Genomic DNA, 24742 nt, shown 5'->3' with positions numbered 1-24742 from the left:
CACCCAGCCCCTCCCGCTGCTTCCCGTCACCCACCCGTCCGGGCGCCGATACGCCGACAGGCGCCCCCAACCACCCGGGGACGCCTGTCGCAACGACGCGAACCGATCAGGCCTCGGCCTTCGCCTGCGCGCTCTCCTCGCCCTCGGCGGCCGGCGCCGGGGCGCTCTCGGCGCCCTCGGAGGACTCGGTGACCTCGCCGACCTCGGCCTCGGCCTCCTCGGCGGCCTCCTCGACCTCGGGGAGGGTGGCCTCGAGCTGCTCGGCGGTCGGCGCGGCGGTCACCGTGGCGACCGGCAGCTCCGGGTCGGTGGCCAGCTCGACACCGGACGGCAGCTCGACGTCGGCGGCGGTGATCTGGACGCCCGCCACCGCGCCCTCGATCGACGCCTCCAGGTGGTCCGGCACCTTGGTGGCGTCGGCGGTCACCGAAAGGCTGTCGTGGTCGTGCACGATCAGGGTGTCCGTCGCGGCCTCACCGGTCAGCTGGACCGGGACGTCGACGGTGACCTTCTCGCCGCGGCGCACCAGCAGCAGGTCGACGTGCTCGAAGGTGTCCCTGATCGGGTCCCGCTGGATCGCCTTCGGCAGCGCCAGCACCTGGGTGCCGTCGCTCACCTCGATCGCGAAGAGCTGGTTGGCGCCGCCCTTGCGGATCGCGGCCGCGAACTCACGGGCCGGCAGCGCGATGTGCTTGGGCTTCTCGCCGTGGCCGTACAGCACGGCGGGCACCTTGCCGGCCCGGCGGGTACGACGGGCACCACCCTTGCCGAACTCGGTACGGGGCTCGGCGCTGATCTTTACCTCGGACACGGGGAAACTCCTGATGCTTCGCTGCGGCGGCTTGTCGTCTGGCGGTGCTGGGGCGAGGGGCTCGCTGGGGCTCATGCGTCATGACTGCCCGGAGCACCGCGTCGATGACGGTGCCTCCGTGCGGCGCTAGTCAGCGGCCCGCCGGGCACCCTCGCCGTGGCAACCGCACCAGTCTACCCGAGCGGATTCCGGGGTTTCCGGCAGTCCCCATATCACCGTTCCGGCCCGCCCGCAGGCCGACACGGACAGCCGCGCGGGCCCGGCCCGGGCGCCCCCGGCGACCCGTCCGCCACCGGCCGCCGGAGGGTGGACCCGGCTCCGGGCGGATGCCGGAGCCGGGCCCGGCGGTCAGCTCAGCCCGCCGAAGAGCGTGGTCACCGAGCCGTCGTCGAACACCTCGCGGATCGCCCGGGCCAGCAGCGGCGCGATCGACAGCACGGTGAGCTTGTCGAGCTGCTTCTCCGGCGGCAGCGGCAGCGTGTTGGTCACCACGACCTCGCTGATCGAGCTGTTCTTCAGCCGCTCGGTCGCCGGATCCGACAGCAGCGCGTGGGTGGCCGCGACGATCACGTCCGCCGCCCCGGACTCCTTGAGGATGTCCGCCGCCCGGCAGATCGTGCCGCCGGTGTCGATCATGTCGTCGACCACCAGGCAGACCCGGCCCTCGACGTCACCGACCACCCGGTTCGCCACCACCTGGTTCGGCTTCGACGGGTCCCGGGTCTTGTGGATGAACGCCAGCGGGCAACCACCCAGCCGGTCGGTCCACCGCTCGGCCACCCGCACCCGGCCGGAGTCCGGCGCGACCACGGTCATCGGCCGGCCCGCGTACCGGTGCTCCACGTACTCGGCGAGGATGTCCATCGCGAAGAGGTGGTCCACCGGGCCGTCGAAGAAGCCCTGGATCTGCGCGGTGTGCAGGTCGACGGTGAGGATCCGGTTCGCCCCGGCCGTCTTGAGCAGGTCGGCGATCAGCCGCGCCGAGATCGGCTCCCGGCCCCGGTGCTTCTTGTCCTGTCGGGAGTACGGGTAGAACGGCAGGACCACGGTGATCCGCTTGGCCGAGCCGCGCTTCAGCGCGTCGATCATGATCAGGGTCTCCATGACCCAGGTGTTGACCCCGTGCGTCACGGACTGCACCACGAAGGCGTCCGAACCACGCACCGAGTCCTTGAAGCGTACGAAGATCTCACCGTTGGCGAACTCGTACGCGTCGGCCGGCGTCGGCGCGACGCCGAGCACCTCGCCGATCTCCTTGGCCAACTCCGGAAAGCCACGTCCGGAGAAGAGCATCAGGCTTTTGCGGTTTTCGGCGACGATGCTGCCCATGGGCCCGTCTGCTCCCGTTGGTCGGTGATACCCGGCACGGTGGTGGTGGGCCGGGGACTATTCGGTTGCAGTATCTCCCGCGGCCGACGCCGGACCCACCGCCTCGGCATCCCCGTGGATTGCCTCACTGTCACTTGCCGTTCCGCCCGACACCGACGCACCCTCGGCGCCCCGCCGGGCCCGCTCGGCCGCCTCGGCGGAGACCGTGCCGGCCCGCTTGCGGGCCACCCAACCCTCGATGCTGCGCTGCGGCGCCCGGGTCACCCCCAGGGCGCCCGGCGGCACGTCCTGGCTGATCGCGCTCCCCGCCGCCACGTACGCCCCGGCGCCGACCTCGACCGGCGCGATCAGGCTGGTGTCGCACCCGATGAAGGCCGCCTCGCCCACCGTGGTGCGGTGCTTGGCCACCCCATCGTAGTTCACGAAGATCGTCGCCGCGCCGATGTTGGCCTTCGCGCCGATCGTCGCGTCGCCCACGTAGGACAGGTGCGGCACCTTCGCGCCCGCGCCCAGCTCCGAGTTCTTCACCTCGACGAACGTGCCGACCTTGGCCTTCTCGGCCAGCCGGGCGGCCGGACGCAGGTACGCGTACGGGCCGACGCTGGCACCCGGACCCACCTCGGCGCCCACCGCGTGACTCCGCAACACGGTCGCGCCCGGGCCGACCACCGTGTCGATCAGCGTGACGTCCGGCCCGACCACCGCGCCGGTGCCCACCACCGTGCCACCGCACAGCTGGGTGTTCTGGTCGATCACCGCGTCCCGGTCGAGCGCGACGGTCACGTCGATCCAGGTGGTCTCCGGATCCAGCAGGCTGACCCCGGTGCGCATCCAGCGCTCGTTGACCCGGTCCCGCAGCAGCCGGCGCAGCGCGGCCAGCTCGACCCGGTCGTTGCAGCCCAGCGTCTCGACGTGGTCCGCCGCCAGGTGCACCGCCACCGGCTCGCCGGCCGACACCAGCAGGCCGAACACGTCGGTGAGGTACTCCTCGCCCTGGTCGTTGTCGGTGGAGAGCTTGCCGAGCGCGTCGCGCAGCCGAGCCGCGTCGAACGCGTAGATCCCCGCGTTGATCTCCCGGACCGCCCGCTGGGCCGGGGTGGCGTCGCGCTCCTCCACAATCTGCTCCAGCCGGCCCCCGGCGCCCCGGACGATCCGCCCCAGACCGGTCGGATCCGGCACCTCGGCGGCAAGCACGGTCGCCGCCGCACCCTGACCCTCGTGCGCCTCCACCAGCGCGGCCACCGTCTCCGGCCGGAGCAGCGGCACGTCACCGTTGAGCACGACCACGGTGCCGGTCGCGTCCGGCACGGCCTCCAGCGCGATCCGCACCGCGTGCCCGGTGCCGAGCTGCTCGGCCTGGAGCACCGGGGTGGCCCCGGGAGCGATCTCGGCCAGGTGCGCGCGGACCTGATCGGCGCCGTGCCCCACCACGACCACCGCACGGTCCGCGGCCAGCGGCGCGGCCGCGGTCAGCACGTGACCGAGGAGCGTCCGACCGAGCAGCGGGTGCAGCACCTTGGGCAAGGCCGACTTCATCCGCTTGCCCTCACCGGCGGCGAGCACGACAACGGTGCGGAGGTGGGGCTGGGACACGACGCGGCTCCCGTCGGGACGGCGGACAGTCTCGCGGCCATGCTAACCACAGGACGAGCCGCCGTTGGCAGGGCCACAGCGAATGACATAAATCCGGTTTGAGCTGGGGTGCCTGGATTCGAACCAGGAGCTCAAGGCTCCAAAGGCCTGCGGGTTGCCATTACCCCACACCCCACCGAATGTCAAGACCGACGACCCGCTAGTTCAGGTCCGCGCCTGCGATCTGGAACAGCTCGGCGATCATACCCTCGATCCGCCAGTAGAGCTCGCGGCTGCGCGGAACATTGATCACCAGACAGCCACGATAGTCGGCGTCGACGTTGCGACGAACGGTACCCGGCTTGTGTTTCTTCAATGTGGCGCGTCGGAAGCGATGGATCGGTAGCCCGAGCCTCGCAGCCCACCACCTCTCCGCAGCCCCCGGGTCGGCGGTCTCATGGATGCTGACCCGGTAGGTCGGCACCGCGCGATCGACCCCGCAGGCCTGAAGGAAACGCAGGAAGAGTGCGAGCAGCCCGGGATCACTGTTGATGAACTGCAAGTGGTCGTCACGGCGCCAGGGCTTCGACTTGGTCCCCTCGCACCAGTAGATCGCCGCGCCGAGCAGGAGGACGTCGCGCTCGTCGAGCCGACCCACCAGCGCTGCCGCCCGCGCCCGCTCCGCTGCCTGCGCGGCGTCGCGGGCTTCCCGGTGGGCGGCCCACCGGGCCTCGATCATCAGCCTCGCGTGGGCCCGCCGGCGCTCGGCATCGTCGGCATCGAGCGGCAGGTGCCGGACCCAGAGATAGGCCGTCGACCTGGCGACGCCGAGCCGCGCCGCGATCTCGGGCACGGACAGCCCGTCGGCGCGCAGCGCGACCGCCTCGGCGCGCAGGTCGTCCTTCGCGGTGGGGCGGCGCGACCGCTCCGGCGGCGGGACGCCGCGCAGCAACTCGTACACCCGGTTGCGGCCGAGGCCGGTGCGGGCCCGGATCTCGCGCACGGAGAGTTGCTCGACGGTGCGCAGCCGGCGCACCTCGGCGGCGAGCGGATCGGTCACGATCGGCAGATTAAAACGCCCGTACGACGTTCTCACGCATTCATTCCGGGTACTGCCCCATGCGATCCACCCCAGCCTAAGTTACGGTGACGTAGGCGTAACTTCGTGATCTTCCCCGTCCCTCTGCGAGGTGCCATGTCGACCGCTCTGCTCGAACCCGCCGGTCCCAAGCCACTCACCCAGGGCACCCAGTCCCGCGGCATCCTGATCGCCCTCTGGGCGTTCGTGGTGATCCCCTTCCTGGCCCTGATCGCCGCCGTGCCGGTGGCCTGGGGCGGCTGGCTCAGCTGGACCGACCTGGCCGTCGCCGGCGTCTGGTACGTGGTCTCCGGCCTCGGCGTCACGGTCGGCTACCACCGGTACTTCACCCACGGCTCGTTCAAGGCGAAGCGGTGGCTGCGGATCGCGCTGGGGGTCTCGGGCTCGTTCGCGGTGCAGGGCGACATCATCCAGTGGGTGGCCGACCACCGGCGCCACCACGCCTTCTCGGACCTGGAGGGTGACCCGCACTCGCCGTGGCGGTTCGGCGAGAGCGTCCTCGGCCTGACGAAGGGTCTGTTCCACGCGCACGTCGGCTGGCTCTTCGGTCGCGAGCTGTCCAACCGGCAGCGGTTCGCCCCGGACCTGCTCGCCGACCGCGACATCAACCGGGTGGGCCGGCTCTTCCCGCTGCTGGTGGTGACCTCGGTGCTCGGCCCGGCGCTGATGGGCGGCCTGCTGACCTGGTCCTGGCAGGGCGCGCTGACCGCGCTCTTCTGGGGCGGCCTGGTCCGCATCGCGCTGCTGCACCACGTGACCTGGTCGATCAACTCGGTCTGCCACGTCTACGGCGAGCGGCCGTTCGCGATGCGCCAGGGCGACCGGGCGGCCAACTTCTGGCCGCTGGCGATCCTGTCGTTCGGGGAGAGCTGGCACAACCTGCACCACGCCGACCCGACCAGCGCGCGGCACGGCGTACTGCGAGGTCAGGTGGACATCTCGGCCCGGGTGATCTGGCTGTTCGAGAAGTTCGGCGCGGCGTGGGCGGTGCGCTGGCCGAAGCCCGAGCGGATCGCGGCGAAACTGGTGACGCCGGCGGCGGAGCGGTAGACCGGGCAGTGGTGCCGGGGGTTACCTGGCAGTATTGCCCGGGTGACCGAGCAGAGCGGGGGAGACGCCGGGCGGCACGGCGACGCGGCTGCCGGGCCGGACACGGGTACGGTCGGACGGCGCGGCAGCGCCATCCGACGGGCCGCCAGTGAGGCGACGACGTGAACATGCACGACGGAGGCACCATCCCACGGCAGGGCGTCACCGAGCGCCGGCGAGGTGACGAGATGGCAGAGGTCCCCGGCAGCAGCGGCACGGCCGGCCGCCGGCGGGCGGTGCCCGCTCCCGCGGCGAAGCCCACGTCCCGGGTACGCATGTCGGCGGCCCAGCGGCGCGAGCAACTGATCTCGATCGCCCGGCAGATCTTCGCCGAGCGCGGGTTCGACGCCACCTCCATCGAGGAGGTGGCGGCCCGGGCCAAGGTCTCCAAGCCGGTGGTCTACGAGCACTTCGGTGGCAAGGAGGGGCTCTACGCGGTGGTGGTGGACCGGGAGGTCCGGGCCCTGCTGGACCGGATCACCACGGCGTTGACCGCCGGTCACCCGCGCGAGCTGCTGGAGCAGGCGGCGATGGCCCTGCTGGGCTACATCGAGGAGGAGACCAGCGGGTTCCGGGTGCTGGTCCGGGAGTCGCCGCTGATGTCGGCGACCGGCAACTTCAGCAGCGTGATGAATGACGTGGCGCACCAGGTCGAGCACATCCTGGGCGCCGAGTTCAAGAGCCGAGGGTACGACCCGAAGCTGGCCGAGCTCTACTCGCAGGCGCTCGTGGGCATGGTGGCGTTGACCGGCCGCTGGTGGTTGGAGGTCCGCAAGCCGCGCAAGGAGACGGTGGCGGCGCACCTGGTCAACCTGGCCTGGAACGGGCTGTCTCATCTGGAGTCCAAGCCGGGCCTGATCACCGTCCGGGGGCGCTGACCTCAGCGCGGGTGGACCTCGGACATCGGGTGGTTGCGGCGCTGCCGCTCGGCCTCCTCGTGTTCCGGCGGGCCGACCTTGTCGTAGAGGCCGGTGCCGAGCAGGATCAGGCCGAAGACCATCGACACGATGACGGTCGACATCGAGAAGTTGAGGAAGTTCGCCTCGGTCTGCAGCACGGACATCATCAGGAGGCTGGTGACCAGGAAGACGACCCCGGCGGTCAGGTTCATGTAGTGCCCGAGGTTTCCCCGGCGGGACGCTCCGACCAGCAGGAAGGCGCCGAAGACGAGGGAGACCAGGGCGAACGCCAGGTTCGTGCGGAGGCCGAGGGCCCAGTCGCCATCCCGCTCAAAAAGCGGGTCCCCCCAGGTGAGCGCGACGCCCCAGACACCGAAGACCAGGATGTAGAGCCCCACGACCCCGGCGAGGACCCGGTAGATCGGCCGCGCCGGGTGGTTCAGCGGAAAGTGCGCCATCGCCATCCTCCGTCCGAGTGACACCGTTCGCGGTGATTGTCACCCAGACGAAGCGCCCATGTCCGTTAAACCGGCGTAGCCCGGCTCGCCCGGACCGGCCAGAACCCGCGGTGCGGTACGGCGGGAGCCCGGCCAGATCGCGGACTTCCACCCCCGCCGGCCAGCGAGGCCGGGCCGGCGCGGAGCGGAGCGGGACCAGGAGAGGTTGTCGCCGGAGCCCGGCCTGCCCAGGGGTCGAGCCGGACCGCCCGTGGAGCAGGTCCGGCTCCGGCGGCAACCCGCAGCCTCAGAGCACCAGCCGAGCCTTCTGCCAGGCCTCCTTCTCCTCGTCGGTGCCGACCTTGCCGTACATGCCGACCACCAGCAGGACGAGGCTGACCACCATCAGCACGATGACCGTGGCGACGCTGAAGTTGAAGATGTTGGCGTCCGTCCGGATGAGCGCGAGCCCGGCGAGGCTGATCACCATGAGCGCGTACGCCAGCCACTGGTTGATCGCCACGTCGACGTTGCGCCCGATCGCGGTGCCGGCCAGGACGGCCGCCCCGAGCAGGGCGCTGAGCAGCGAGAGGCCGAGGTTCGTGCTCTGCCCGAGGACCTGGGTGTCGTCCTGGGCGAGGACCTCGTTGCCGGCACTCGCGATGACGCCGAGCACGCCGAAGGCCACCAGGTACAGACCGGTCAGCCCGCCGATCGCCCGGTAGATCGGCCGCGCGGGGTGGTTCACGGGGGTGTGGGCCATGTCTGAGTCTCCAACGCCGTTCGGGTGAGGGGTCGCCGAGGATTCTCCCGCACGTCCGGGTGTGACGCCGCACACGGGTGCCCGCGCCCGCCGGGCCGTACCCGCCGGGACGGTCAGCTCGCGGGGATCTCCTCGGCGAGCGCCAGCCAGGCCTCCTCGGTCTGCTCCCGCTCGGCCCGCAGCTCCTTGAGCTGGGCGTCGAGTTCGGCGACCCGGGCGTAGTCGGTGGCGTGCGCGGCGAGCTGGTCGAGCAGGGCGGCCTCACGCTGCTCCAGCTTGCCGATCTGCCGTTCCAGGCGGGCCAGTTCCTTGCGGGCCTGGCGCGCCTCGGCGGCGGACATGCCGGTGGTGGCCGGGACGGGCGCCGTGGCGGGCGCGGTCACCTCGGCCTGGGCGGGGCCGGGTCGGTCGGCGGCGCGGGCGAGGTACTCGTCGACCCCGCCGGGCAGGTGCACCAGCCGGCCGTCGCCGAACAGCCCGTACGCCGATTCGGTGACCCGCTCGATGAGGTAGCGGTCGTGGCTGGCCACGATCACCGTGCCGGGCCAGGAGTCGAGCAGGTCCTCCAGCGCGGCGAGGGTGTCGGTGTCCAGGTCGTTGGTGGGCTCGTCGAAGAGGAGCACGTTGGGTTCCCCGGCCAGCAGCCGGAGCATCTGCAGCCGGCGCCGCTCGCCACCGGAGAGGTCGCTGACCGGGGTCCAGAGCCGCCGGTCGTCGAAGCCGAAGACCTCGGCGAGCTGGGCGGCGGACACCTCCCGGTCGCCCAGTTGCACCCGGCGGGCGACCTCCTCGACCGCCTCCAGGACCCGCAGGTGGCCGGGGAGCTCGGCGAGTTCCTGGGACAGGAACGCCGGCCGCACGGTCGAGCCGGTGGCGAAGCGACCCTGGTCGGGGCGGGTGACACCGGCGAGCATCCGCAGCAGGGTGGTCTTGCCGGTCCCGTTGGCGCCGAGGATGGCGATCCGCTCGCCGGGGCCGACCTGCCAGGTGACGTCGTCGAGGATGGTCTTCGGGCCGGCGTGCAGGGTGACCTGCTCGAGGTCGTACACCTGCTTGCCGAGCCGGGCGGTGGCCAGCCGTTGCAGCGACGTGGTGTCGCGTGGCGGTGGAACGTCGGCGATGAGCGCGTTGGCGGCGTCGATCCGGAACTTCGGCTTGGAGGTGCGGGCGGGGGGGCCGCGGCGCAGCCAGGCGACCTCCTTGCGGAGCAGGTTCTGCCGGCGGGCCTCGGTGGCCGCGGCGACGCGTTCCCGCTCGGCGCGGGCCAGGATCCAGGCGGCGAAGCCGCCCTCGTACGCCCGGACGGTCTGGTCGGCGACCTCCCAGGTGGTGGTGCAGACGGCGTCGAGGAACCACCGGTCGTGGGTGACCACGACGAGGGCGCCCTTGCGGCGGACCAGGTGCCGGGCCAGCCAGTCGACGCCGCCGACGTCGAGGTGGTTGGTGGGCTCGTCGAGGACGAGCAGGTCGGAGTCGCGGACCAGCAGCGCAGCCAGGGCCACGCGCCGCCGCTCGCCGCCGGACATCGGGCCGACCGGCTGGTCGAGGCCGAGGTGGGGCATACCGAGGCCGTCGAGGATGGCGCGCACCCCGGCGTCGCCGGCCCACTCGTGCTCGGCCCCCATGCTCTCGTCGAGCCACTCGGTGCCGAGCACCACGTCCCGGACGGTGGCGTCGGGGCTGAGCGTGAGGCTCTGCGGCAGCCAGGCGACCCGCAGGTCCCGGCGGTGGGTGACCCGGCCCCCGTCCGGCTCCTCGCCGCGGGTGAGCAGCCGCAGCAGGGTGGACTTGCCGGCGCCGTTGAGGCCGACCACGCCGATGCGGTCGGCGTCGTCGAGGCCGAGCGAGACGTCGGTGAGCAGCGGCCCGGCGGCGCCGTAGCCCTTGGACACCCGGTCCAGGTTGACGATGTTGGCCACTCCCCCACCTTTCACGATCAAGGCGTCCCGGTGCCGTCGGGCACCTGGGGACGCCTGGCCTTCCAGGGTACGCGGGTGCGGTCAGACGATCCGGGCACCGGCGACCGGGCCGTGGGCGACCCGGGCCTGCCGGCACACCCTGACCGCCTCCAGCTCGGCGGCGATCCGCCCGGCGTCGGCGTCGTCGACGGCGAGGAAGACGCAGGTGGGGCCGGAGCCGGAGACGATGCCGGCCAGCGCGCCGGCCGCCTCGCCGGCCTTCAGGGTGGCCGTCAGCGACGGGCGCATGGCGAGCGCGGCGTCCTGCAGGTCGTTGCCGAGGGCGGCGGCGAGCACCCGCGGGTCCCGCTGGCGCAGCGCGGCGAGCAGGCCGTCGGTGCTGCCCAGCGGTGCGGTCGCCGCGCCGGCCGCGCGGAGCCGGTCGAGTTCGCGGTAGGCGGCCGGGGTGGAGAGACCGCCGTCGGCGATCGCTACCACCCAGTGCCAGGAGGTGGGGCGGGCCAGCACCGGGCTGACCGCCTCGCCCCGGCCGGTGCCGAGCGCGGTGCCGCCGTGGATCAGGAAGGGCACGTCGGAGCCGAGGTCGGCGGCGATGCCGGCCAGTTCGTCACGGGACAGCCCGGTGCCCCAGAGCGCGTCGCAGGCGACCAGCGCCGCGGCGGCGTCGGCGCTGCCGCCGGCCAGCCCGCCGGCGAGCGGGATCTGCTTGCGCAGGTGCAGCCGGGCGTGCGGGAGCACGCCGGCGTAGCCGGCGAGGGCGTGGGCGGCCCGGATGACCAGGTTGGAGTCATCCAGGGCCAGCTCGCCGGCGCCCTCACCCTCCATGGTGAGGGTGAGCGTGTCGCCCCGGCGGGCGGTCAGCTCGTCGTGGATGGAGATGGCGTGGTAGACGGTGTTCAGCTCGTGGTAGCCGTCACGGCGCAGCGGGCCCACCCCGAGGTGCAGGTTGACCTTGGCGGGCACCCGGACCTTCACCGGGCCGCTGGCCCCGCGCCGCTGCTGCTCGTCCTCGCCGTCCGGTCGCCAGGCCTCGGTCACTGGGCGATGTCCCGCAGCCGCAGGGGGATGTCGAACGGCTTCTCCACGATCAGCTCCTCGGCGGCGTCGGCAACCGGCTCGTACCGGTCGTCGACCAGGTCGTACGCGTACACGTGCGGTGGGGCCCCGGCGGGGTACGGCGCCAGCCTACTGCCCGGCGGGTGCGGCGGTCGGAGCCGACGCGGCGACGTCGGCGAACTGCTCCACGGAGAGTGATTCGCCCCGCGCGCCGGGGTCGACTCCGGCGGCGGTGAGCGCCGCTGCCGCCCGGTCGGCGCCGCCGGCCCAGCCGGCGAGGGCGGCGCGCAGGGTCTTGCGGCGCTGCGCGAACGCGGCGTCCACCACGGCGAAGACCCGTTCCCGGGTCACGTCGGGGCGGGGCGGTTCCCGGCGGGTGAAGGCGACCAGCCCGGAGTCGACGTTCGGCACCGGCCAGAAGACGTTCGGCGGCACCCGGCCGGCGGCCCGGGCGCGGGCGTACCAGGCGAGCTTGACCGAGGGGATGCCGTACACCTTGGAGCCGGGACCGGCGACGAGCCGGTCGGCGACCTCCTTCTGCACCATCACCAGGCCGTGCCGCAGGCTGGGCAGCTCGGCGAGCAGGTGCAGCACCACCGGCACGGCCACGTTGTAGGGCAGGTTCGCCACCAGCGCGGTGGGTGCCGGGTCGGCCAGCTCGGCGGCGCCGACGCGCAGCGCGTCGGCGCGGTGCACGGTGAGCCGGGCGGCGTCCGGGCCGGCGTGCCGGGCGGCGGTGTCGGGCAGCGCGCCGGCCAGCACCGGGTCGATCTCCACGGCGTGCACGTGTGCGGCGGCCGGGAGCAGGGCCAGGGTGAGCGAGCCGAGCCCGGGCCCGACCTCCAGCGCCACGTCGTCGGGGCCGAGCCCGGCGGCGGTGACGATCCGGCGCACCGTGTTCGGGTCGTGCACGAAGTTCTGGCCCAGCTTCTTGGTGGGCGCGACACCCAGCCGGGCGGCGAGGTCCCGGATCTCCGCCGGGCCGAGGAGACCGGTCATGCTGGCAGCGTAGCGGCGCTGCCCGGGCCGGCCTGCACGCCGCTCACCACGGGCCGAAGACCCGGTCGCCGGTGGCGGAGACGGCGGCACAGAGCTGGTCCAGGTCGGCACCGGTGGTGGCGGCCAACGACCGCACGGTCAGCGGGATCAGGTACGACGCGTTCGGCCGGCCCCGATGCGGCATCGGGGTCAGGTACGGCGCGTCGGTCTCCACCAGGATCTGGTCGATCGGGGTGAGCGCGGCGGCCTCGCGCAGCGCCCCGGCGCTGGCGAAGGTGACCGTGCCGGCGAAGCTGAGCAGGTATCCCCGCCGGGCGCACTCGGCGGCGAACTCGGCGTCGCCGGAGAAGCAGTGCAGCACCACGGTGTCCGGGGCGCCCTCGTCGTCGAGGATGCGCAGCACCTCGGCGTGCGCCTCCCGGTCGTGGATGACCAGCGCCTTGCCGTACCGCTTGGCGATGGCGATGTGCGCCCGGAAGCTCTCCTCCTGCGCGGCGCGCCCCTCGTCGCCGGTGCGGAAGAAGTCCATCCCGGTCTCGCCGATGCCGCGGACGCGGTCCCGGGCGGCCAGCGCCTCGATCTCGCGCAGCGCCTCGTCCAGGTCGGCCAGCCGGGGCGCCTCGTTCGGGTGCAGCGCCACCGTCGCCAGCACCGCCGGGTACCGGTCGGCGGTGTCCGCACTCCACCGGGACGAGCCGACGTCCACTCCGACCTGGACCAGCCGGTCGACGCCGACCCCGGCGGCCACCGCGACGGCCGCGGCGACGGGATCGTCGGCGGGGCCGCCACCGGGGACACCGGCCTCGCTGACCGTGATGTCGAGGTGGGTGTGGCTGTCCAGCACGGGGCTGGGCAGCGGCTCCGGTAGCGGCGGGAACTCGCCGGCGCGGCGGGCGGCGCGCTGCCGGCGGGACCCGGTCGGCTCGGTCATCTGTTCGGTCGGCTCGGTCATCAACCAAAGGATCACACACCGGCGGTGTCCACCCGCCCGCCACCCGGTGTTCACCTCGACTACGCGGAGCGACTCTACGGTCGCGGCGTGGGCGAGCGAACCGCGAGCGGATCGAGGTGACGACGTGAACGTCACGCCTCAGGCCAGCGGCGCCACCGGAGAGCGGACCGGGTTGCGCGTGGCGTACCGGGGCGCGGTGTATCCGGCCGAGGAGATCGCCCGGGGCGCGGCGTACGAGTTGTTCAGCGCGGACGAGGCGCCCGGCTTCGAGTGGGCCCCCCGGCCCGGTACGGCGCTGCCGTGGCGCCGGTTCGTGCATGTCACCGAGGTCACCGCCGTGTACGGGACGGCGGAGGGGGCCGAGGAGCCGGAGGCGCCGCTGCTGGTGCCGCTGCACCGGGAGCGGGGCTGGGCGCAGGTGCATCAGCTCAGCCAGCAGCCGGGCGCGGCGGGCGACCCGACGGTGACCGCGGTGCGCCGCTCGGCGGTGATCCGGCGCGGCACCCGGATGACCAAGGTGCTCTCCGCCCGGCAGCTCGCCGGGTACGTGCGGGGGTGGCTGCCGCACGGCTTCTGCTACCGCGAGTACGACGTCGCGCACCTGCGCACCCCGGCGGCGACGACTGTGCTGCGTACCGACGACGCGGTCTCCGGGGACGGCGGCGACGTCACGTACGCGCTGCGCTGGCGGGCCGCCGACCCGGCCGACTACGACGTGCCGGTCGGCGGGGCGCACCAGGGGCTGGCGGCGCTGGCGCCCCGGGACCGGCTCGGCCCGGCGGTGCTGGGCACCGGTTTCGTGCCGAGCAGCAGCCAGCTCGTCCCCGAGTTCGTCACCCGCGACTTCGCCGACCTGCCGATGCCGGCCAACGCCACCCTGCTCGCCTACCCGTCGGAGGGGGTGGAGGTGGTGCTCTACACGTATCAGCCCGAGCAGCGCGGCTGGCTGCGGATGGTCGGCCCGCAGTGGCGGCACCTGCTGGCCGCGGTGCCGGGCCTCGCCCCGGACCAGGAGTACGTGCCGACCGGTGAGGTGCCCCGCTCCACCCAGCTCGTCGGCGGGTACGCCGGCGGCGAGTACGAGGCGGTGGCGGATCTGCCCGGTGGGTTCCGGGTGCTGGCGATGACCCGGGCCGCCCGCTACCCGGTCGAGTCGGCGGCTCGCCGGGTACGGTTCGCGCACTGGCGCGGGGTGCCCTGCCTGGTGCTGCGGGAGGAGGCCGGGTGGCTGCGGCTGCGGCTGCGCCGGCCCGACCCGGACGCGGTGGCCACCACCGGGGCGCAGTGCCAGGAACGGGGCGTCTACGAGACGTGGGCGCCCGGCCCGGAGGTTACCGACGACCAGGTGGTGGACCACCCGTACCGGCTCTGAGCGGCGGCAGGTCCGTCGGGGTCGGACGGCCGGCATATCGGTGGTCGGCGTGGGAATGCGCGGGGCGCCCGACATCCCACGACCAGGAGATCCCATGCCATTCATCACCGTCGGAACGGAGAACTCCGCACCGATCGAGCTGTACTACGAGGATCACGGCTCCGGCCAGCCGATCGTGCTGATCCACGGTTTCCCGTTCAACGGGGCGACCTGGGAGAAGCAGACCGGACAGCTGCTGGCCGCCGGATACCGGACGATCACGTACGACCGGCGCGGTTTCGGCAACTCGGCCCAACCGACGTTCGGGTACGACTACAACACGTTCGCGGCCGACCTGGACGTGCTCATGACCGAGCTGGACCTGCGCGACGCGATCCTGGTCGGCCACTCGATGGGTACCGGCGAGGTGACCCGCTACCTGGGCGCGTACGGCTCTGACCGGGTGAGCCGGGCGGTGCTGCTGGCCCCGCTCGCGCCGTTCCTGTTGAAGGCCCCGGACAATCCCGAGGGGGTGGAGAAGAGCCTCTTCGACGGCTTCCAGCAGGCGATCCTCAACGACCGGTTCGCCTACCTCACCCAGTTCTGCACCAGCTTCTTCAACTACGACGAGAACAAGGGCAAGCTGGTCAGCGAGGAGGCGTTCCGGGCGCACTGGGAGATCGGCGCGCGGGCGTCGGCGAAGGGCACCCACGACTGCGTGGACGCCTGGCAGACGGACTTCCGGGGCGACCTGCCCAACATCGACGTCCCGGTGCTGATCGTGCACGGCGACAAGGACGCCGTGTTGCCGTACGCCAAGACCGCGCAGCGGCTGCAACCGATGCTGCCCGGCAGCCAGTTGATCACCTTGAAGGGCGCCCCGCACGGCATCCCCTGGACCAACGCCGCCGAGGTCAACAAGGCGATCATGGAGTTCATCGGCACACCCGCGATGGCCCGGACCTGACGTCCGGCACGGGAGACGCTCGTGGCCTGCGGGGTGTCCCGCAGGCCACGACGCGTACTGCCGGGCTCAGCCGGCCAGCCGGGCGAGCTCCTCGTCGACGATCGACGGGTCGAGCTTGCGGAAGACCGGCTTCGGCGCGGCCAGCGGCCGGCCCGCCTCCAGCGGTACCGACTCCCAGCGCGCCCCGACCGAGTAGTCCCCGGTCAGCACCGGGTACGCCGGCCCGCCGTCGAGGTCGGCGACCTCCTCGATGACCGGCATCGGGGCGTGCACGCCGGTGCCGCCGAGCAGCTCGTGGATCTTCTGCGCGGAGTGCGGCAGGAACGGCGTGAGCAGGGTGTTGGCGTCGCTGACCACCTGGAGGGCGACGTGCAGGATGGTGCCCATCCGGGGCTTGTCGGCCTCGCCCTTGAGCTTCCACGGCGCCTGCTCGGACAGGTACTTGTTGGCCTCCGCGACCACCTTCATCGCCTCGCCGATGGCCTGCTTCTGCCGGTGCCGGGCGATCAGGTCGCCGACCGTGGCGAAGCCGGCCCGGGCAGTGGCGAGCAGGGCCTCGTCGGCCTCGGTGAGGCCGGCCGGGTCGACCGGCGGGACGGCGCCGAAGTTCTTCGCGGCCATCGAGATGGACCGGTTGACCAGGTTGCCCCAGCCGGCCACCAGCTCGTCGTTGTTGCGGCGGAGGAACTCGGCCCAGGTGAAGTCGGTGTCGTTGGTCTCCGGGCCGGCGGCGGCGATGAAGTAGCGCAGCGCGTCGGCGTCGTAGCGCGCCAGGAAGTCGCGGACGTAGATGACCACGCGGCGGGACGAGGAGAACTTGCGCCCCTCCATGGTCAGGTACTCGCTGGAGACCACCTCGGTGGGCAGGTTGAGCCGGCCCAGCTGGCCCGGCTCGCCGTCCCGGCGGCCCCCGCCGGAGTAGCCGGCGAGCAGGGCCGGCCAGATCACCGAGTGGAAGACGATGTTGTCCTTGCCCATGAAGTAGTACGCGCGGGCGTCCTTGCCGGCGCCGTCGGCGGACCACCACTTCTGCCACGCCTCCGGGTCGCCGGAGCGGCGGGCCCACTCGATCGACGCCGACAGGTAGCCGATCACCGCGTCGAACCAGACGTAGATGCGCTTGTCCGGGCGGTCCCGCCAGCCGTCCAAGGGGATCGGCACCCCCCACTCCAGGTCACGGGTGATGGCCCGGGGCTGTAGGTCGTCGAGCAGGTTCCGCGAGAAGCGCAGCACGTTCGGCCGCCATCCCTCCCGGGTGTCCAGCCACTGCCGCAGCACGTCGGCCAGGGCGGGCAGGTCCAGGAAGAAGTGCTCGGTCTCGACGAACCGCGGGGTCTCCCCGTTGATCCGGGACCTCGGGTTGATCAGATCGATCGGGTCGAGCTGGTTGCCGCAGTTGTCGCACTGGTCGCCGCGGGCGCTGTCGTAGCCGCAGATCGGGCAGGTGCCCTCGATGTAGCGGTCGGGCAGCGTCCGGCCGGTGGACGGGGAGATCGCCCCCATGGTGGTCTTCGGGACGATGTAGCCGTTGCGGTACATCCCCTCGAACAGCTCCTGCACCACGGCGTAGTGGTTGCGGGTGGTGGTGCGGGTGAACAGGTCGTAGGAGAGCCCGAGGCCGTGCAGGTCCTCGACGATCACCCGGTTGTACCGGTCGGCCAGCTCGCGCGGGGTGACCCCGTCGGCGTCGGCCTGCACCTGGATCGGGGTGCCGTGCTCGTCGGTGCCGGAGACCATGAGTACGTCGTGGCCGGCCATCCGCATGTACCGGCTGAAGACGTCGGAGGGAACGCCGAAACCGGAGACGTGGCCGATGTGGCGCGGGCCGTTGGCGTAGGGCCAGGCAACCGCGGCGAGAACGTGACTCATGGCCAGCAAGCCTAGTGACCCGCCCGGGGCGGCCGCGAATCAATGGGGGTGGCGGCTCTGCGTTCCGGCCGAGCCAGGCCGACTATTAGTCCGATTTGTCGCCGACACGCGGGCTGAGCTGCCCGGCCGGCCCGGATTGCCGGTGTCCAATGAACCCCGTGACTGGCAGACGAGCGGCCCGGGACCGCGACGGGCGTCCCGCCGGGCCGCCCGGCGGGGGCGGCCGGCGCGACGCGGTCGGGCCGCCGCGTGGCAGCCCGGTCGCGCCGCATCCCCGGGCCGTCCCGGCCGCCGCGCCCCCGGAGCCGGCACCGCCCACCGAGCCCGCCGTCGAGGTGGAACCCACCACCGGAGCGCCGGTCGACGCCGTGCCGCGCCGGGTCCCGGTCCGGCACCGCGGGCGTCGCTCCGGCGAAGGTACGGCGGACGGCGAGGACGGCACGTACTGGCCGCCGATCGAGCAGGTGCACTGGGACGGCACGCCGATCGGGCCGGAACCGCCGGAGCGGGACCGGGCCGCCCAGGAGGGTGGGCGCCGGGCGGCCCGGCGCGCCGTCCACCCACCCGACCCACTGCCCGGGCTGGCCGCCCTGGTCGCGCTGAGCCTAGTGGCGGCCTTCTTCGCCTGGGTCAGCGCCGCCCCGCTCTGGCTGGCGGTGGGGCACGCCACGCCGGGCACGGTGGTGATCGGCGACTGCACCGGGGGCGGGCTCAGCCAGCGGTGCCGGGGCACCTTCACCGCCGCCGGGGAGCGGTACGTCGCCCACGGCGTGCGGGTCAGCGGGGTCCCGGGCGACCGCAGGGCGCCGGGCACGGCGCTGCCAGCCCGGATGACCGGCCCGGACGGCGGCACGGCGTACGCGGACACCGGCTTCGCCGCGCACCTGCGGTGGCTGCTCGGCCTGCTGGCGGTGGCGGGCTGCGCCGCGGGTATCGCCCGGTGGACCGGGGCCACCCGGCTCACCGGCCGGCGGGCCCGCCGCTGGGCGGTCGCCGCCGCCCTCGCCGGCCCGCTGCTGATCACCGTCGGGTTCCTCGTCGCCGCCTGGTGACCCCGCCGGTAGGGCCGGCAGGCGGCGCTGGAGAAGGCGACCCCGGCGGGCGGCCGGCAGGTCGGTCACGCCGACGAACGCCGGCGCACAGGGCAGGCCCGGCTCCGGTGCGGTGGGCGCCGCCCCGCCGGGGGTTCAGGCGTGCACGACGGTGTAGACGTCGCGGCGGCGCAGGCCGTACTCCGTGGCCACCTCGGTGACCGCGTCCCGGCGGGACAGCCCGGCCGCCTCCCGCGCGGCCACCGCGGCGCGCAGCGTGTCGTCGTCGGGGCGCTCCGGGGCGGCCGCCGGGGCACCCGCCACCACCACGGTGATCTCCCCGCGCGGCTCTCCCCCGGCGGCCCAGTCGGCCAGTTCGCCGAGCGGGCGGCGGAGCACCTCCTCGTACGTCTTGGTCAGCTCCCGGCAGAGCGCGGCCGGCCGGTCGGCGCCGAACGCGGCGGCCAGGTCGGCGAGGGCGCCGGTGATCCGGTGCGGCGCCTCGAAGAAGACCAGGGTCCGCTCCTCCGCGGCCAGCGCCCGCAGCCGGGCGCGGCGGGCGCCGGGGGTACGCGGCAGGAAGCCCTCGAAGCAGAACCGGTCGACCGGCAGGCCGGACAGGGCCAGCGCGGTGGTGACCGCGCTCGGGCCCGGGGCGGCGGTGACCGGCACGCCGGCGTCCACGGCGGCCCGGACCAGCCGGTAGCCCGGGTCGGAGACGCTCGGCATGCCGCCGTCGGTGACCAGGGCGACCAGGTAGCCGGCGGCCAGCACCTCGACCAGTTCGGGGGTGCGCCGCTCCTCGTTGCCCTCGAAGTAGGAGACGATCCGGCCGGGCACGGTGACGTCGAGGTCCCGGGCCAGCCGGGTGAGCCGGCGGGTGTCCTCGGCGGCCACCACGTCGGCGGTGGCGAGCACCTCGCGGAAGCGGGCGGAGGCGTCGGCGGGGTTGCCGAGCGGAGCGCCGAGCAGGACCAGGCGCCCAATATCGGACATTTCACCCACGGTTGGCCACTCCTTCATCGACAGCGGTACCGGCATCGGCCCGACGGGCGCCACCGCGCACCTTCGCAGCCTACGATCGCCAGGTGACCCAGGCGTCGACAGCGCACAGCGCCGGCCAGGCGGAGTCGGAGCACGAGGAACGGGCCGGCGACGGCACGGCGGGGCCGCCCCGGGATCCGGGGGCGGCCGAGGATGGCGTGCCCGGCATCGTCCGGCGCCGGCTGGCCACCGTCGAGGCCCGGCTGGACGGGCGTTCCTGGCTGGCCACCGGGGTGGTCGTCGCGGTCGCGGCGATCCTGCGGTTCGTCGGCCTGAGCCACCCGCCGGGCAAGATCTTCGACGAGATCTACTACGCCCGGGACGGCTGGGGGCTGATCGACAAGGGCGTCGAGTGGAACTACAAGGACGGCGGCCCGTCGTACGTGGTGCACCCGCCGCTGGGCAAGTGGCTCATCGGGCTCGGCGAGTGGGCGTTCGGCTACTCCGACGCCGAGCACGGCATCTCCGTCCCCGGCCACCTGGTCACCACGGCCCCCGAATTCGGCTGGCGATTCTCCGCGGCGCTCGTCGGCACCCTGTCGGTACTGCTGCTGGTCCGGATCGGGCGGCGACTGTTCCGGTCGACCATACTCGGCTGCGCCGCCGGCCTGCTGCTCGCGCTGGACGGTTTCCACCTGGTGCTGTCCCGCGCCGCGCTGTTGGACATCTTCCTGCTCTTCTTCGTGCTGGCCGCGTTCGGCGCCCTGGTGCTCGACCGGGACGCCCGGCGCCGCCGGTGGGCCCGGGCGCTGGAGGCCGGGCTGGATCCGGGCCGGCCCGGGCGGGCCGGCCGGCCGGCCGGCGGCTGGCGGGACTGGCCGTGGTGGCGGCTCGCGGCGGGCGTGCTGCTCGGCTGCGCCTGCGCGGTGAAGTGGAGCGCGCTCTACTTCCTGCCGGCGTTCGCGCTGCTGGTGCTGCTCTGGGAGGTGGGCGTACGCCGCTCCGCCGGGGGGCGCCGGCCGTGGCGCGACACCCTGCTCGACGAACTGCCCTGGCTGGTGCTGGCCGGGGTGCTGATGGTGCTGACCTACCTGGCCACCTGGTCCGGCTGGCTGCTCGGCGACGACGGCTACTACCGGCTCGCCGAGCGGTACCCGGGCCACCCGCTGAGCGACACCCCCGTCATCGGGGCGCTGAACAACCTGTTCCAGTACCACAAGGCCGCGTTCAGCTTCCACACCGGCCTGGACGACCCGCACAAATACCAGTCGTGGCCGTGGCAATGGCTGCTGCTGGGCCGCCCGGTGGCCTTCCACTGGTCCGGGGAGGGCGCCTGCGGTGCACCGAGTTGCGCCTCGGAGATCCTGCTGCTCGGCACTCCCCTGCTCTGGTGGTCGTTCCTGCCGGCACTCGCGGCGCTGGCCTGGCTGGGGCTGGCCCGGCGGGACTGGCGGGCCGGGGCGATCCTGCTCTGCGTGGCCGCCGGCCTGCTGCCCTGGTTCTGGTTCGCCCTCGACGGGCGGACGATGTTCTCCTTCTACGCCGCGCCGGCCCTGCCGTTCCTCGTGCTGGCGGTGGTCTACGTGCTCGGGGCGATCGTCACGCCGGCCGCGCCGGCCGGGGCCGCCGCCGTCGACCCGGTGGACAACGGCCACGACCGCCGGCTCGTGGGTGGCGTGATCGCGGGCGCGTACGTGCTGCTGGTCGCGCTCTGCTTCGGGTACTTCTATCCGATCTTCGTGGGCAAGGTGATCCCGTACGCCGACTGGTCGGCGCGGATGTGGCTGGACGGCCGCTGGATCTGACCGGCGGTGGGCGATGCCGGTGGCGCCGCCCCCGGCCCGGCCGGCCCCCTGAGCACGAAGAACGGGCCCGCACGCGGTGGCGTGCGGGCCCGTTGACGTAGATGCGCGCCCCGATCGCCTGCCACGGGGGAAGCGGGCGATTGGGGCGCGCATGGAGAGCTTAACCAGCCCGCACCACCGGCACAACGGGTCAACTTGGGTCAGATTCCCGACGGATGCGCCGTGGGACACATCGGTCAGCACCGGGAGTTGACGGTCCGTCATCACCTGTGGACCGTGCGAGTCGGCGGCGGCCCGGCGAGCGCCGGGGGGACCGCCGCCGGCTAAGTTCTTCCCACGTATCGACCGACTTCGCTTCCGAGTCACCCGGCGTCGGGTCGGCCGGCACCCGGACCGACTGCACTGTCGGCCGACCCCCCTCGACCGGATGGAGTCCGCGATGACCCGCACCCTCCGCTGGATCAGCAGCCTGCTGGCCGCCGTCACCGCCACCACCCTCGGGCTGGCCGCGCCGGCCCGCGCCGCCACCGTCTCGGTGCCGCTGCGTACCCTCGTCGCCGACCTGCCGGTGGCCACCGAGGTCCGCACCGGCTACTCCCGGGACCTCTTCCCGCACTGGATCGACGCCGACTCCGACGGCTGCAACACCCGCTACGAGGTGCTGATCGCCGAGGCCACCACCACGCCCTCGGTCGGCTCCGGCTGCTACCTCTCCGGCGGGCGCTGGTACTCCTACTACGACGGCGCCTCCTGGACCAACCCGTCCGACCTCGACATCGACCACGTGGTGGCGCTGGCCGAGGCGTGGGACTCCGGCGCCCGCGACTGGACCACCTCCCGGCGTCGGGCGTTCGCCAACGACCTGGGCGACGCCCGGTCGCTGGTGGCGGTGACCGACAACGTCAACCAGGCCAAGGGCGACCAGGACCCGGCGACCTGGCTGCCCACCTACGAGAAGTGCCGCTACGTCGCCGAGTGGGCGGCGGTGAAGACCCGCTGGCGGTTGACCGTCGACAGCGCCGAGAAGAGCGCCCTGACGAGCCGGGCCAACTCCTGCTCGAACGTCACCATCACGGTGACGCACGCATACTGAGCGCGACCGGGGCCGGGGCGGACGGAGTGGGAGCGAGTACGCGCCGTCCGCCCCGCCCGGTGACCGCTCAGGTGGTCGCCCGGCCGCGGGGCAGCCAGCCGATGAACCGCTCCTGGAGGCAGGTTCCCGGCGGGGCGTGCAGGTCCTGCGTGGCGGCGGCGAGGCAGGAACCCAGGTAGACGCTGAGCATGGCGCGGTCCACGTGGTACTCCGCCAGCAACTGGCGGCGCTTCGGCCCGCACGGCCACTCCGCGCCGCAGGTGCCGCAGGTCCAGCCCGGCGTCACCGGGGCGTGTTCACCCGCCCGGAACACCGAGGATTCCGCACCACCGGTCATCGCACTCCCTCTCCGATCCCCGCACCAGCCCGCAACGGGCCGACCGCGGCCGACCATGGACGATCGTCGACCACCACGGCGACGTCCCAAGCAGCGTCACGGAGCGCTCCGGCGTTACGTCGTTGCGGTACGTTCACCAACCATGGCTGTCGTGAAGCTGACCGCGGACCAGGTGCTGGCCTGGCGGACGGGCCGCCACCTGCTGCACCGTCCGGCGGGCATGACCTCGGTCGACGTGGTCGGCCGCCTGGTCGCGGTGCAGGCACAGGTCGCCTCCGCCGCCGAGCAGGCCGTCGCCGCCCGCCAGGCCGACCCCCGGCCCGGCGCGCTCGCCGCCGCGCTGGCCGACCGGCGACTGGTGAAGACCTGGGCGATGCGCGGCACCCTGCACCTGCTGCGCGTCGAGGACGCGCCGGCCTGCCTGGCGCTGCTGGCCGCCGGGCGGTTTTGGGAGAAGGGCTCGTGGCAGCGCGCCTTCGTGACGGTCGCCCGGATGTCGGCGATCGCCGAGGCGGCAGCGGCCGCGCTAAACGGCCGGATGCTGACCCGGGAGCAGCTCAGCGCGGAGATCGTCGACCGGACCGGCGACCGGGACCTCGCCGACCACCTGGCATCCGGCTGGGGCGCGGTGCTCAAGCCGCTGGCCTGGCAGGGCCTGCTGGTGCACGGCCCCAACGAGGGCAACCGGGTCACCTTCACCCGCCCGGACACTCTCCTGCCCGACTGGCCCGGCCTGCCCGACCCCGACGAGGCGGCGGCCCGGGTGGTGCCCGCCTGGCTGGGCGCCTACGGGCCGGCGAGCGCGGAGACCTTCGACCAGTGGCTCAGCCGGGGCGGCTCCAAACGGGCCGCGCTGCGCGGCTGGTTCACCCGGCTGGTGGAGGCGGGTGAGCTGGCCCCGGTCACGGTCGACGACCGGCCGGCCTACGCCCGCGCCGCCGACCTCGACGGGCTCGCCGAGGCCCGCCCCGACGACGTGGTCCGTCTACTGCCCGCGTTCGACCAGTGGGTGCTCGGGCCCGGCACGAAGGACACCACGATCATCCCCACCGCCCGGCGCGCCGCGGTCAGCCGGGCCGCCGGGTGGATCTCCCCGGTGGTGGTGCACCGCGGCCGGGTGGTGGGCACCTGGGAGGCCCGGGACGGCGAGCCGGTGGTCGACCTCTGGCCGGAGTCGGGGCCGGTGCCGGCGGAGCCGCTCGACGCCGAGCGGGCGCGGCTGCGGGCGTACCTCTCCGGCGGCGCGGACAGCCTCCCCGCCGGTGGCGGCACCCTCCCCGCCGGTGGCGACGATGCGTGACCTGCTGCCACCGGCGGTCGCCGTGGCGGTGGCCGAACCGGCGGACTGGGCCGGGGAGCTGCTGGCCGCCGAACTCGCCTGCCTCGGCGAGCGGGCGGTGGAGAGCCGGCGCCGCGACTTCACCGCGGGCCGGGTCTGCGCCCGCCGGGCGATGGGTGCACTCGGTATGCCGCCGGTCGCGGTGCCCGCAGCCGCCGACCGGTCGCCGGTCTGGCCGGCCGGCCTGGTCGGCACCATCACCCACACCCGGGGCTACTGCGCGGCCGCGGCGGCGCGGGCCGCCGAGTTCCGGTCGGTCGGCATGGACGCCGAACGGCACAAGGAGCTCAACCCGGGGGTACGCCGGCTGGTCTGCCTGCCCGAGGAGGAGGACCGGTGCGCCCGGCTGCCCGCCGGCATCTCCTGGCCGGCGGTGCTGTTCAGCGCGAAGGAGACCGTCTACAAGGTCTGGCACCCGGTGGTCGGCACCTGGCTGGACTTCCACGACGCGCTGGTGGAGCTCGACCCCGACGCCGGCACGTTCACCGCCCGCATCGCCCGGGCCCGGCTCGACGCCGCCCCGGTGGCCGATCCGCCGCCCCTGGTCACCGGCCGGTTCACCGTGGACGCCGACCTGGTTCGGACCGCGGCGGTGCTGACATCCCGCTGACTGCCGCCCGGGCCGGATGCGCGCCCCGCCCGGCGTCGACCGTTCCCGGCCCGTCGTGGCGCATGCCCGGCCGTTGTGGGGCTTGTCGGGGCCGTTGTGGTCCTTGTCCGGGCCGTTGTGGTCCTTGTCGGGGCCGGACGGGGGACCACGCTCCGGGCTGGAACACGGAATGATCTCCGGTTGTGCGCGCCCGGTAGCGTCAGCCGCGTTTGCCATCGTCGTCGGTGCGAGGAGTACGGTGAATCACCCCCAGCCCCCATACGGGCCGCAGGACCCTAACCAGTCGAGCCCGGAGCAGCAGCCTCAGCCGTACCCCCCGATGCCGCCGTTCCCCGCTGGCGGATACCCGCCGCCCAGCGCCCCGCAGCCCGCCGGTGACCCGTGGGCCCCGCTGCCGCCCGTCCCGCAGCAGCCGTTCTCCAGTGCCGCGC

The 24742-nt window shown here is 73.6% G+C and carries 22 protein-coding genes and 1 tRNA gene; 9 read left to right on the top strand and 14 right to left on the bottom strand.

Going from position 1 to position 24742, the window contains the following annotated elements; translation table 11 throughout:
- Positions 1-106 precede the first annotated feature (106 nt).
- From C1I99_RS12045 to C1I99_RS12025, 5 genes are all read right to left on the bottom strand, one after another.
- Positions 107-811, bottom strand: a complete 705-nt coding sequence (locus tag C1I99_RS12045) for a 50S ribosomal protein L25/general stress protein Ctc (protein ID WP_111134300.1) — start codon at positions 809-811, stop codon at positions 107-109.
- A 348-nt stretch (positions 812-1159) separates the two neighbouring features.
- A complete protein-coding gene (locus C1I99_RS12040; protein WP_111134299.1) occupies positions 1160-2140 on the bottom strand; it encodes a ribose-phosphate diphosphokinase in 981 nt (326 codons plus the stop codon).
- Positions 2141-2197: 57 nt separating this feature from the next.
- Positions 2198-3733 carry a bifunctional UDP-N-acetylglucosamine diphosphorylase/glucosamine-1-phosphate N-acetyltransferase GlmU gene (gene glmU, locus C1I99_RS12035; protein ID WP_111134298.1) on the bottom strand — a complete coding sequence of 512 codons (1536 nt, stop codon included), beginning with the start codon at positions 3731-3733 and terminating at the stop codon, positions 2198-2200.
- A 103-nt stretch (positions 3734-3836) separates the two neighbouring features.
- A tRNA-Gln gene (locus tag C1I99_RS12030) sits at positions 3837-3908 on the bottom strand.
- A gap of 24 nt (positions 3909-3932) precedes the next feature.
- Entirely contained in the window at positions 3933-4772 is an 840-nt protein-coding gene (locus C1I99_RS12025; RefSeq protein ID WP_111134297.1) for a helix-turn-helix domain-containing protein, read from the bottom strand.
- Positions 4773-4907: 135 nt separating this feature from the next.
- On the opposite strand from C1I99_RS12025, the gene C1I99_RS12020 reads away from it, so the two are divergent.
- Together C1I99_RS12020 and C1I99_RS12015 are read left to right on the top strand one after the other, a co-directional pair.
- Positions 4908-5861: an acyl-CoA desaturase gene (locus C1I99_RS12020; protein ID WP_111134296.1), complete on the top strand. Its 954-nt coding sequence runs from the start codon at positions 4908-4910 to the stop codon at positions 5859-5861.
- A 227-nt stretch (positions 5862-6088) separates the two neighbouring features.
- Positions 6089-6778, top strand: a complete 690-nt coding sequence (locus tag C1I99_RS12015; RefSeq protein WP_111134306.1) for a TetR/AcrR family transcriptional regulator — start codon at positions 6089-6091, stop codon at positions 6776-6778.
- Between the two features lie 2 nt (positions 6779-6780).
- Here the strand turns inward: C1I99_RS12015 and C1I99_RS12010 are convergent, their stop codons facing one another.
- The 6 genes from C1I99_RS12010 to C1I99_RS11980 all read right to left on the bottom strand — a co-directional run bounded on the left by C1I99_RS12010 (position 6781) and on the right by C1I99_RS11980 (position 12904).
- Positions 6781-7257, bottom strand: coding sequence for a DUF4383 domain-containing protein (locus tag C1I99_RS12010; RefSeq protein WP_111134295.1), 477 nt, complete (start codon positions 7255-7257; stop codon positions 6781-6783).
- Between the two features lie 286 nt (positions 7258-7543).
- Positions 7544-7999, bottom strand: coding sequence for a DUF4383 domain-containing protein (locus C1I99_RS12005; RefSeq protein WP_111134294.1), 456 nt, complete (start codon positions 7997-7999; stop codon positions 7544-7546).
- 113 nt (positions 8000-8112) lie between these two features.
- Complete coding sequence (locus C1I99_RS12000) at positions 8113-9918, bottom strand: ABC-F family ATP-binding cassette domain-containing protein (RefSeq protein ID WP_111134293.1); 1806 nt, start codon at positions 9916-9918, stop codon at positions 8113-8115.
- 81 nt (positions 9919-9999) lie between these two features.
- On the bottom strand, positions 10000-10956 hold the full coding sequence (locus C1I99_RS11995; RefSeq protein ID WP_111134292.1) for a 4-(cytidine 5'-diphospho)-2-C-methyl-D-erythritol kinase: 957 nt from the start codon (positions 10954-10956) through the stop codon (positions 10000-10002).
- A 147-nt stretch (positions 10957-11103) separates the two neighbouring features.
- Positions 11104-11973: a 16S rRNA (adenine(1518)-N(6)/adenine(1519)-N(6))-dimethyltransferase RsmA gene (rsmA, locus tag C1I99_RS11985; RefSeq protein WP_111134291.1), complete on the bottom strand. Its 870-nt coding sequence runs from the start codon at positions 11971-11973 to the stop codon at positions 11104-11106.
- A gap of 43 nt (positions 11974-12016) precedes the next feature.
- Entirely contained in the window at positions 12017-12904 is an 888-nt protein-coding gene (locus C1I99_RS11980; protein ID WP_111134305.1) for a TatD family hydrolase, read from the bottom strand.
- 145 nt (positions 12905-13049) lie between these two features.
- Here C1I99_RS11980 and C1I99_RS11975 point away from each other — a divergent pair, with 145 nt between their 5' ends.
- Positions 13050-14297 (top strand): hypothetical protein, encoded by a 1248-nt coding sequence (locus tag C1I99_RS11975; protein ID WP_111134290.1) that lies wholly within the window; start codon positions 13050-13052, stop codon positions 14295-14297.
- A gap of 94 nt (positions 14298-14391) precedes the next feature.
- Positions 14392-15243 carry an alpha/beta fold hydrolase gene (locus C1I99_RS11970; protein ID WP_111134289.1) on the top strand — a complete coding sequence of 284 codons (852 nt, stop codon included), beginning with the start codon at positions 14392-14394 and terminating at the stop codon, positions 15241-15243.
- 66 nt (positions 15244-15309) lie between these two features.
- On the opposite strand, the gene metG is transcribed toward C1I99_RS11970, so the two are convergent.
- Complete coding sequence (gene metG / locus C1I99_RS11965) at positions 15310-17112, bottom strand: methionine--tRNA ligase (protein WP_111134288.1); 1803 nt, start codon at positions 17110-17112, stop codon at positions 15310-15312.
- Positions 17113-17261: 149 nt separating this feature from the next.
- Between metG and C1I99_RS11960 the strand changes: the two genes are divergently transcribed.
- Complete coding sequence (locus C1I99_RS11960) at positions 17262-18164, top strand: hypothetical protein (protein WP_233512473.1); 903 nt, start codon at positions 17262-17264, stop codon at positions 18162-18164.
- Positions 18165-18299: 135 nt separating this feature from the next.
- On the opposite strand, the gene rsmI is transcribed toward C1I99_RS11960, so the two are convergent.
- The gene (gene rsmI / locus C1I99_RS11955; RefSeq protein WP_438941405.1) at positions 18300-19166 is read right to left on the bottom strand and encodes a 16S rRNA (cytidine(1402)-2'-O)-methyltransferase; all 867 of its coding nucleotides are present in this window, start codon (positions 19164-19166) and stop codon (positions 18300-18302) included.
- Between the two features lie 65 nt (positions 19167-19231).
- On the opposite strand from rsmI, the gene C1I99_RS11950 reads away from it, so the two are divergent.
- Complete coding sequence (locus C1I99_RS11950) at positions 19232-20932, top strand: dolichyl-phosphate-mannose--protein mannosyltransferase (RefSeq protein WP_111134287.1); 1701 nt, start codon at positions 19232-19234, stop codon at positions 20930-20932.
- 439 nt (positions 20933-21371) lie between these two features.
- Positions 21372-22025, top strand: a complete 654-nt coding sequence (locus tag C1I99_RS11945) for an HNH endonuclease family protein (protein WP_111134302.1) — start codon at positions 21372-21374, stop codon at positions 22023-22025.
- A gap of 67 nt (positions 22026-22092) precedes the next feature.
- Here the strand turns inward: C1I99_RS11945 and C1I99_RS11940 are convergent, their stop codons facing one another.
- Positions 22093-22362, bottom strand: a complete 270-nt coding sequence (locus tag C1I99_RS11940) for a hypothetical protein (RefSeq protein WP_111134286.1) — start codon at positions 22360-22362, stop codon at positions 22093-22095.
- A 142-nt stretch (positions 22363-22504) separates the two neighbouring features.
- On the opposite strand from C1I99_RS11940, the gene C1I99_RS11935 reads away from it, so the two are divergent.
- Complete coding sequence (locus C1I99_RS11935) at positions 22505-23662, top strand: DNA glycosylase AlkZ-like family protein (protein WP_111134285.1); 1158 nt, start codon at positions 22505-22507, stop codon at positions 23660-23662.
- Complete coding sequence (locus C1I99_RS11930) at positions 23655-24311, top strand: 4'-phosphopantetheinyl transferase family protein (RefSeq protein ID WP_111134301.1); 657 nt, start codon at positions 23655-23657, stop codon at positions 24309-24311. Before C1I99_RS11935 ends, C1I99_RS11930 begins: the two co-directional genes overlap by 8 nt.
- Positions 24312-24742: the final 431 nt, after the last annotated feature.

Origin of the sequence: Micromonospora deserti, assembly GCF_003236335.1 — a bacterium.
In the GTDB taxonomy this organism is placed as follows: Bacteria; Actinomycetota; Actinomycetes; order Mycobacteriales; family Micromonosporaceae; genus Micromonospora; species Micromonospora deserti.
The sequence above is the reverse complement of the archived record's forward strand: the minus strand, read 5'-3'. Positions and strand labels throughout refer to the sequence as shown.

What these genes read in the sequence shown, in the direction of transcription:
- C1I99_RS12040 (WP_111134299.1), bottom strand. Translation starts at nt 2,140, where the DNA reads ATGGGCAGCATCGTCGCCGAAAACCGCAAAAGCCTGATGCTCTTCTCC.
- C1I99_RS12020 (WP_111134296.1), top strand. Translation starts at nt 4,908, where the DNA reads ATGTCGACCGCTCTGCTCGAACCCGCCGGTCCCAAGCCACTCACCCAG.
- C1I99_RS12015 (WP_111134306.1), top strand. Translation starts at nt 6,089, where the DNA reads ATGGCAGAGGTCCCCGGCAGCAGCGGCACGGCCGGCCGCCGGCGGGCG.
- C1I99_RS12010 (WP_111134295.1), bottom strand. Translation starts at nt 7,257, where the DNA reads ATGGCGCACTTTCCGCTGAACCACCCGGCGCGGCCGATCTACCGGGTC.
- C1I99_RS12005 (WP_111134294.1), bottom strand. Translation starts at nt 7,999, where the DNA reads ATGGCCCACACCCCCGTGAACCACCCCGCGCGGCCGATCTACCGGGCG.
- rsmA (WP_111134291.1), bottom strand. Translation starts at nt 11,973, where the DNA reads ATGACCGGTCTCCTCGGCCCGGCGGAGATCCGGGACCTCGCCGCCCGG.
- C1I99_RS11980 (WP_111134305.1), bottom strand. Translation starts at nt 12,904, where the DNA reads ATGACCGAGCCGACCGGGTCCCGCCGGCAGCGCGCCGCCCGCCGCGCC.
- C1I99_RS11970 (WP_111134289.1), top strand. Translation starts at nt 14,392, where the DNA reads ATGCCATTCATCACCGTCGGAACGGAGAACTCCGCACCGATCGAGCTG.
- metG (WP_111134288.1), bottom strand. Translation starts at nt 17,112, where the DNA reads ATGAGTCACGTTCTCGCCGCGGTTGCCTGGCCCTACGCCAACGGCCCG.
- C1I99_RS11960 (WP_233512473.1), top strand. Translation starts at nt 17,262, where the DNA reads ATGAACCCCGTGACTGGCAGACGAGCGGCCCGGGACCGCGACGGGCGT.
- rsmI (WP_438941405.1), bottom strand. Translation starts at nt 19,166, where the DNA reads ATGAAGGAGTGGCCAACCGTGGGTGAAATGTCCGATATTGGGCGCCTG.
- C1I99_RS11945 (WP_111134302.1), top strand. Translation starts at nt 21,372, where the DNA reads ATGACCCGCACCCTCCGCTGGATCAGCAGCCTGCTGGCCGCCGTCACC.
- C1I99_RS11940 (WP_111134286.1), bottom strand. Translation starts at nt 22,362, where the DNA reads ATGACCGGTGGTGCGGAATCCTCGGTGTTCCGGGCGGGTGAACACGCC.
- C1I99_RS11935 (WP_111134285.1), top strand. Translation starts at nt 22,505, where the DNA reads ATGGCTGTCGTGAAGCTGACCGCGGACCAGGTGCTGGCCTGGCGGACG.
- C1I99_RS11930 (WP_111134301.1), top strand. Translation starts at nt 23,655, where the DNA reads ATGCGTGACCTGCTGCCACCGGCGGTCGCCGTGGCGGTGGCCGAACCG.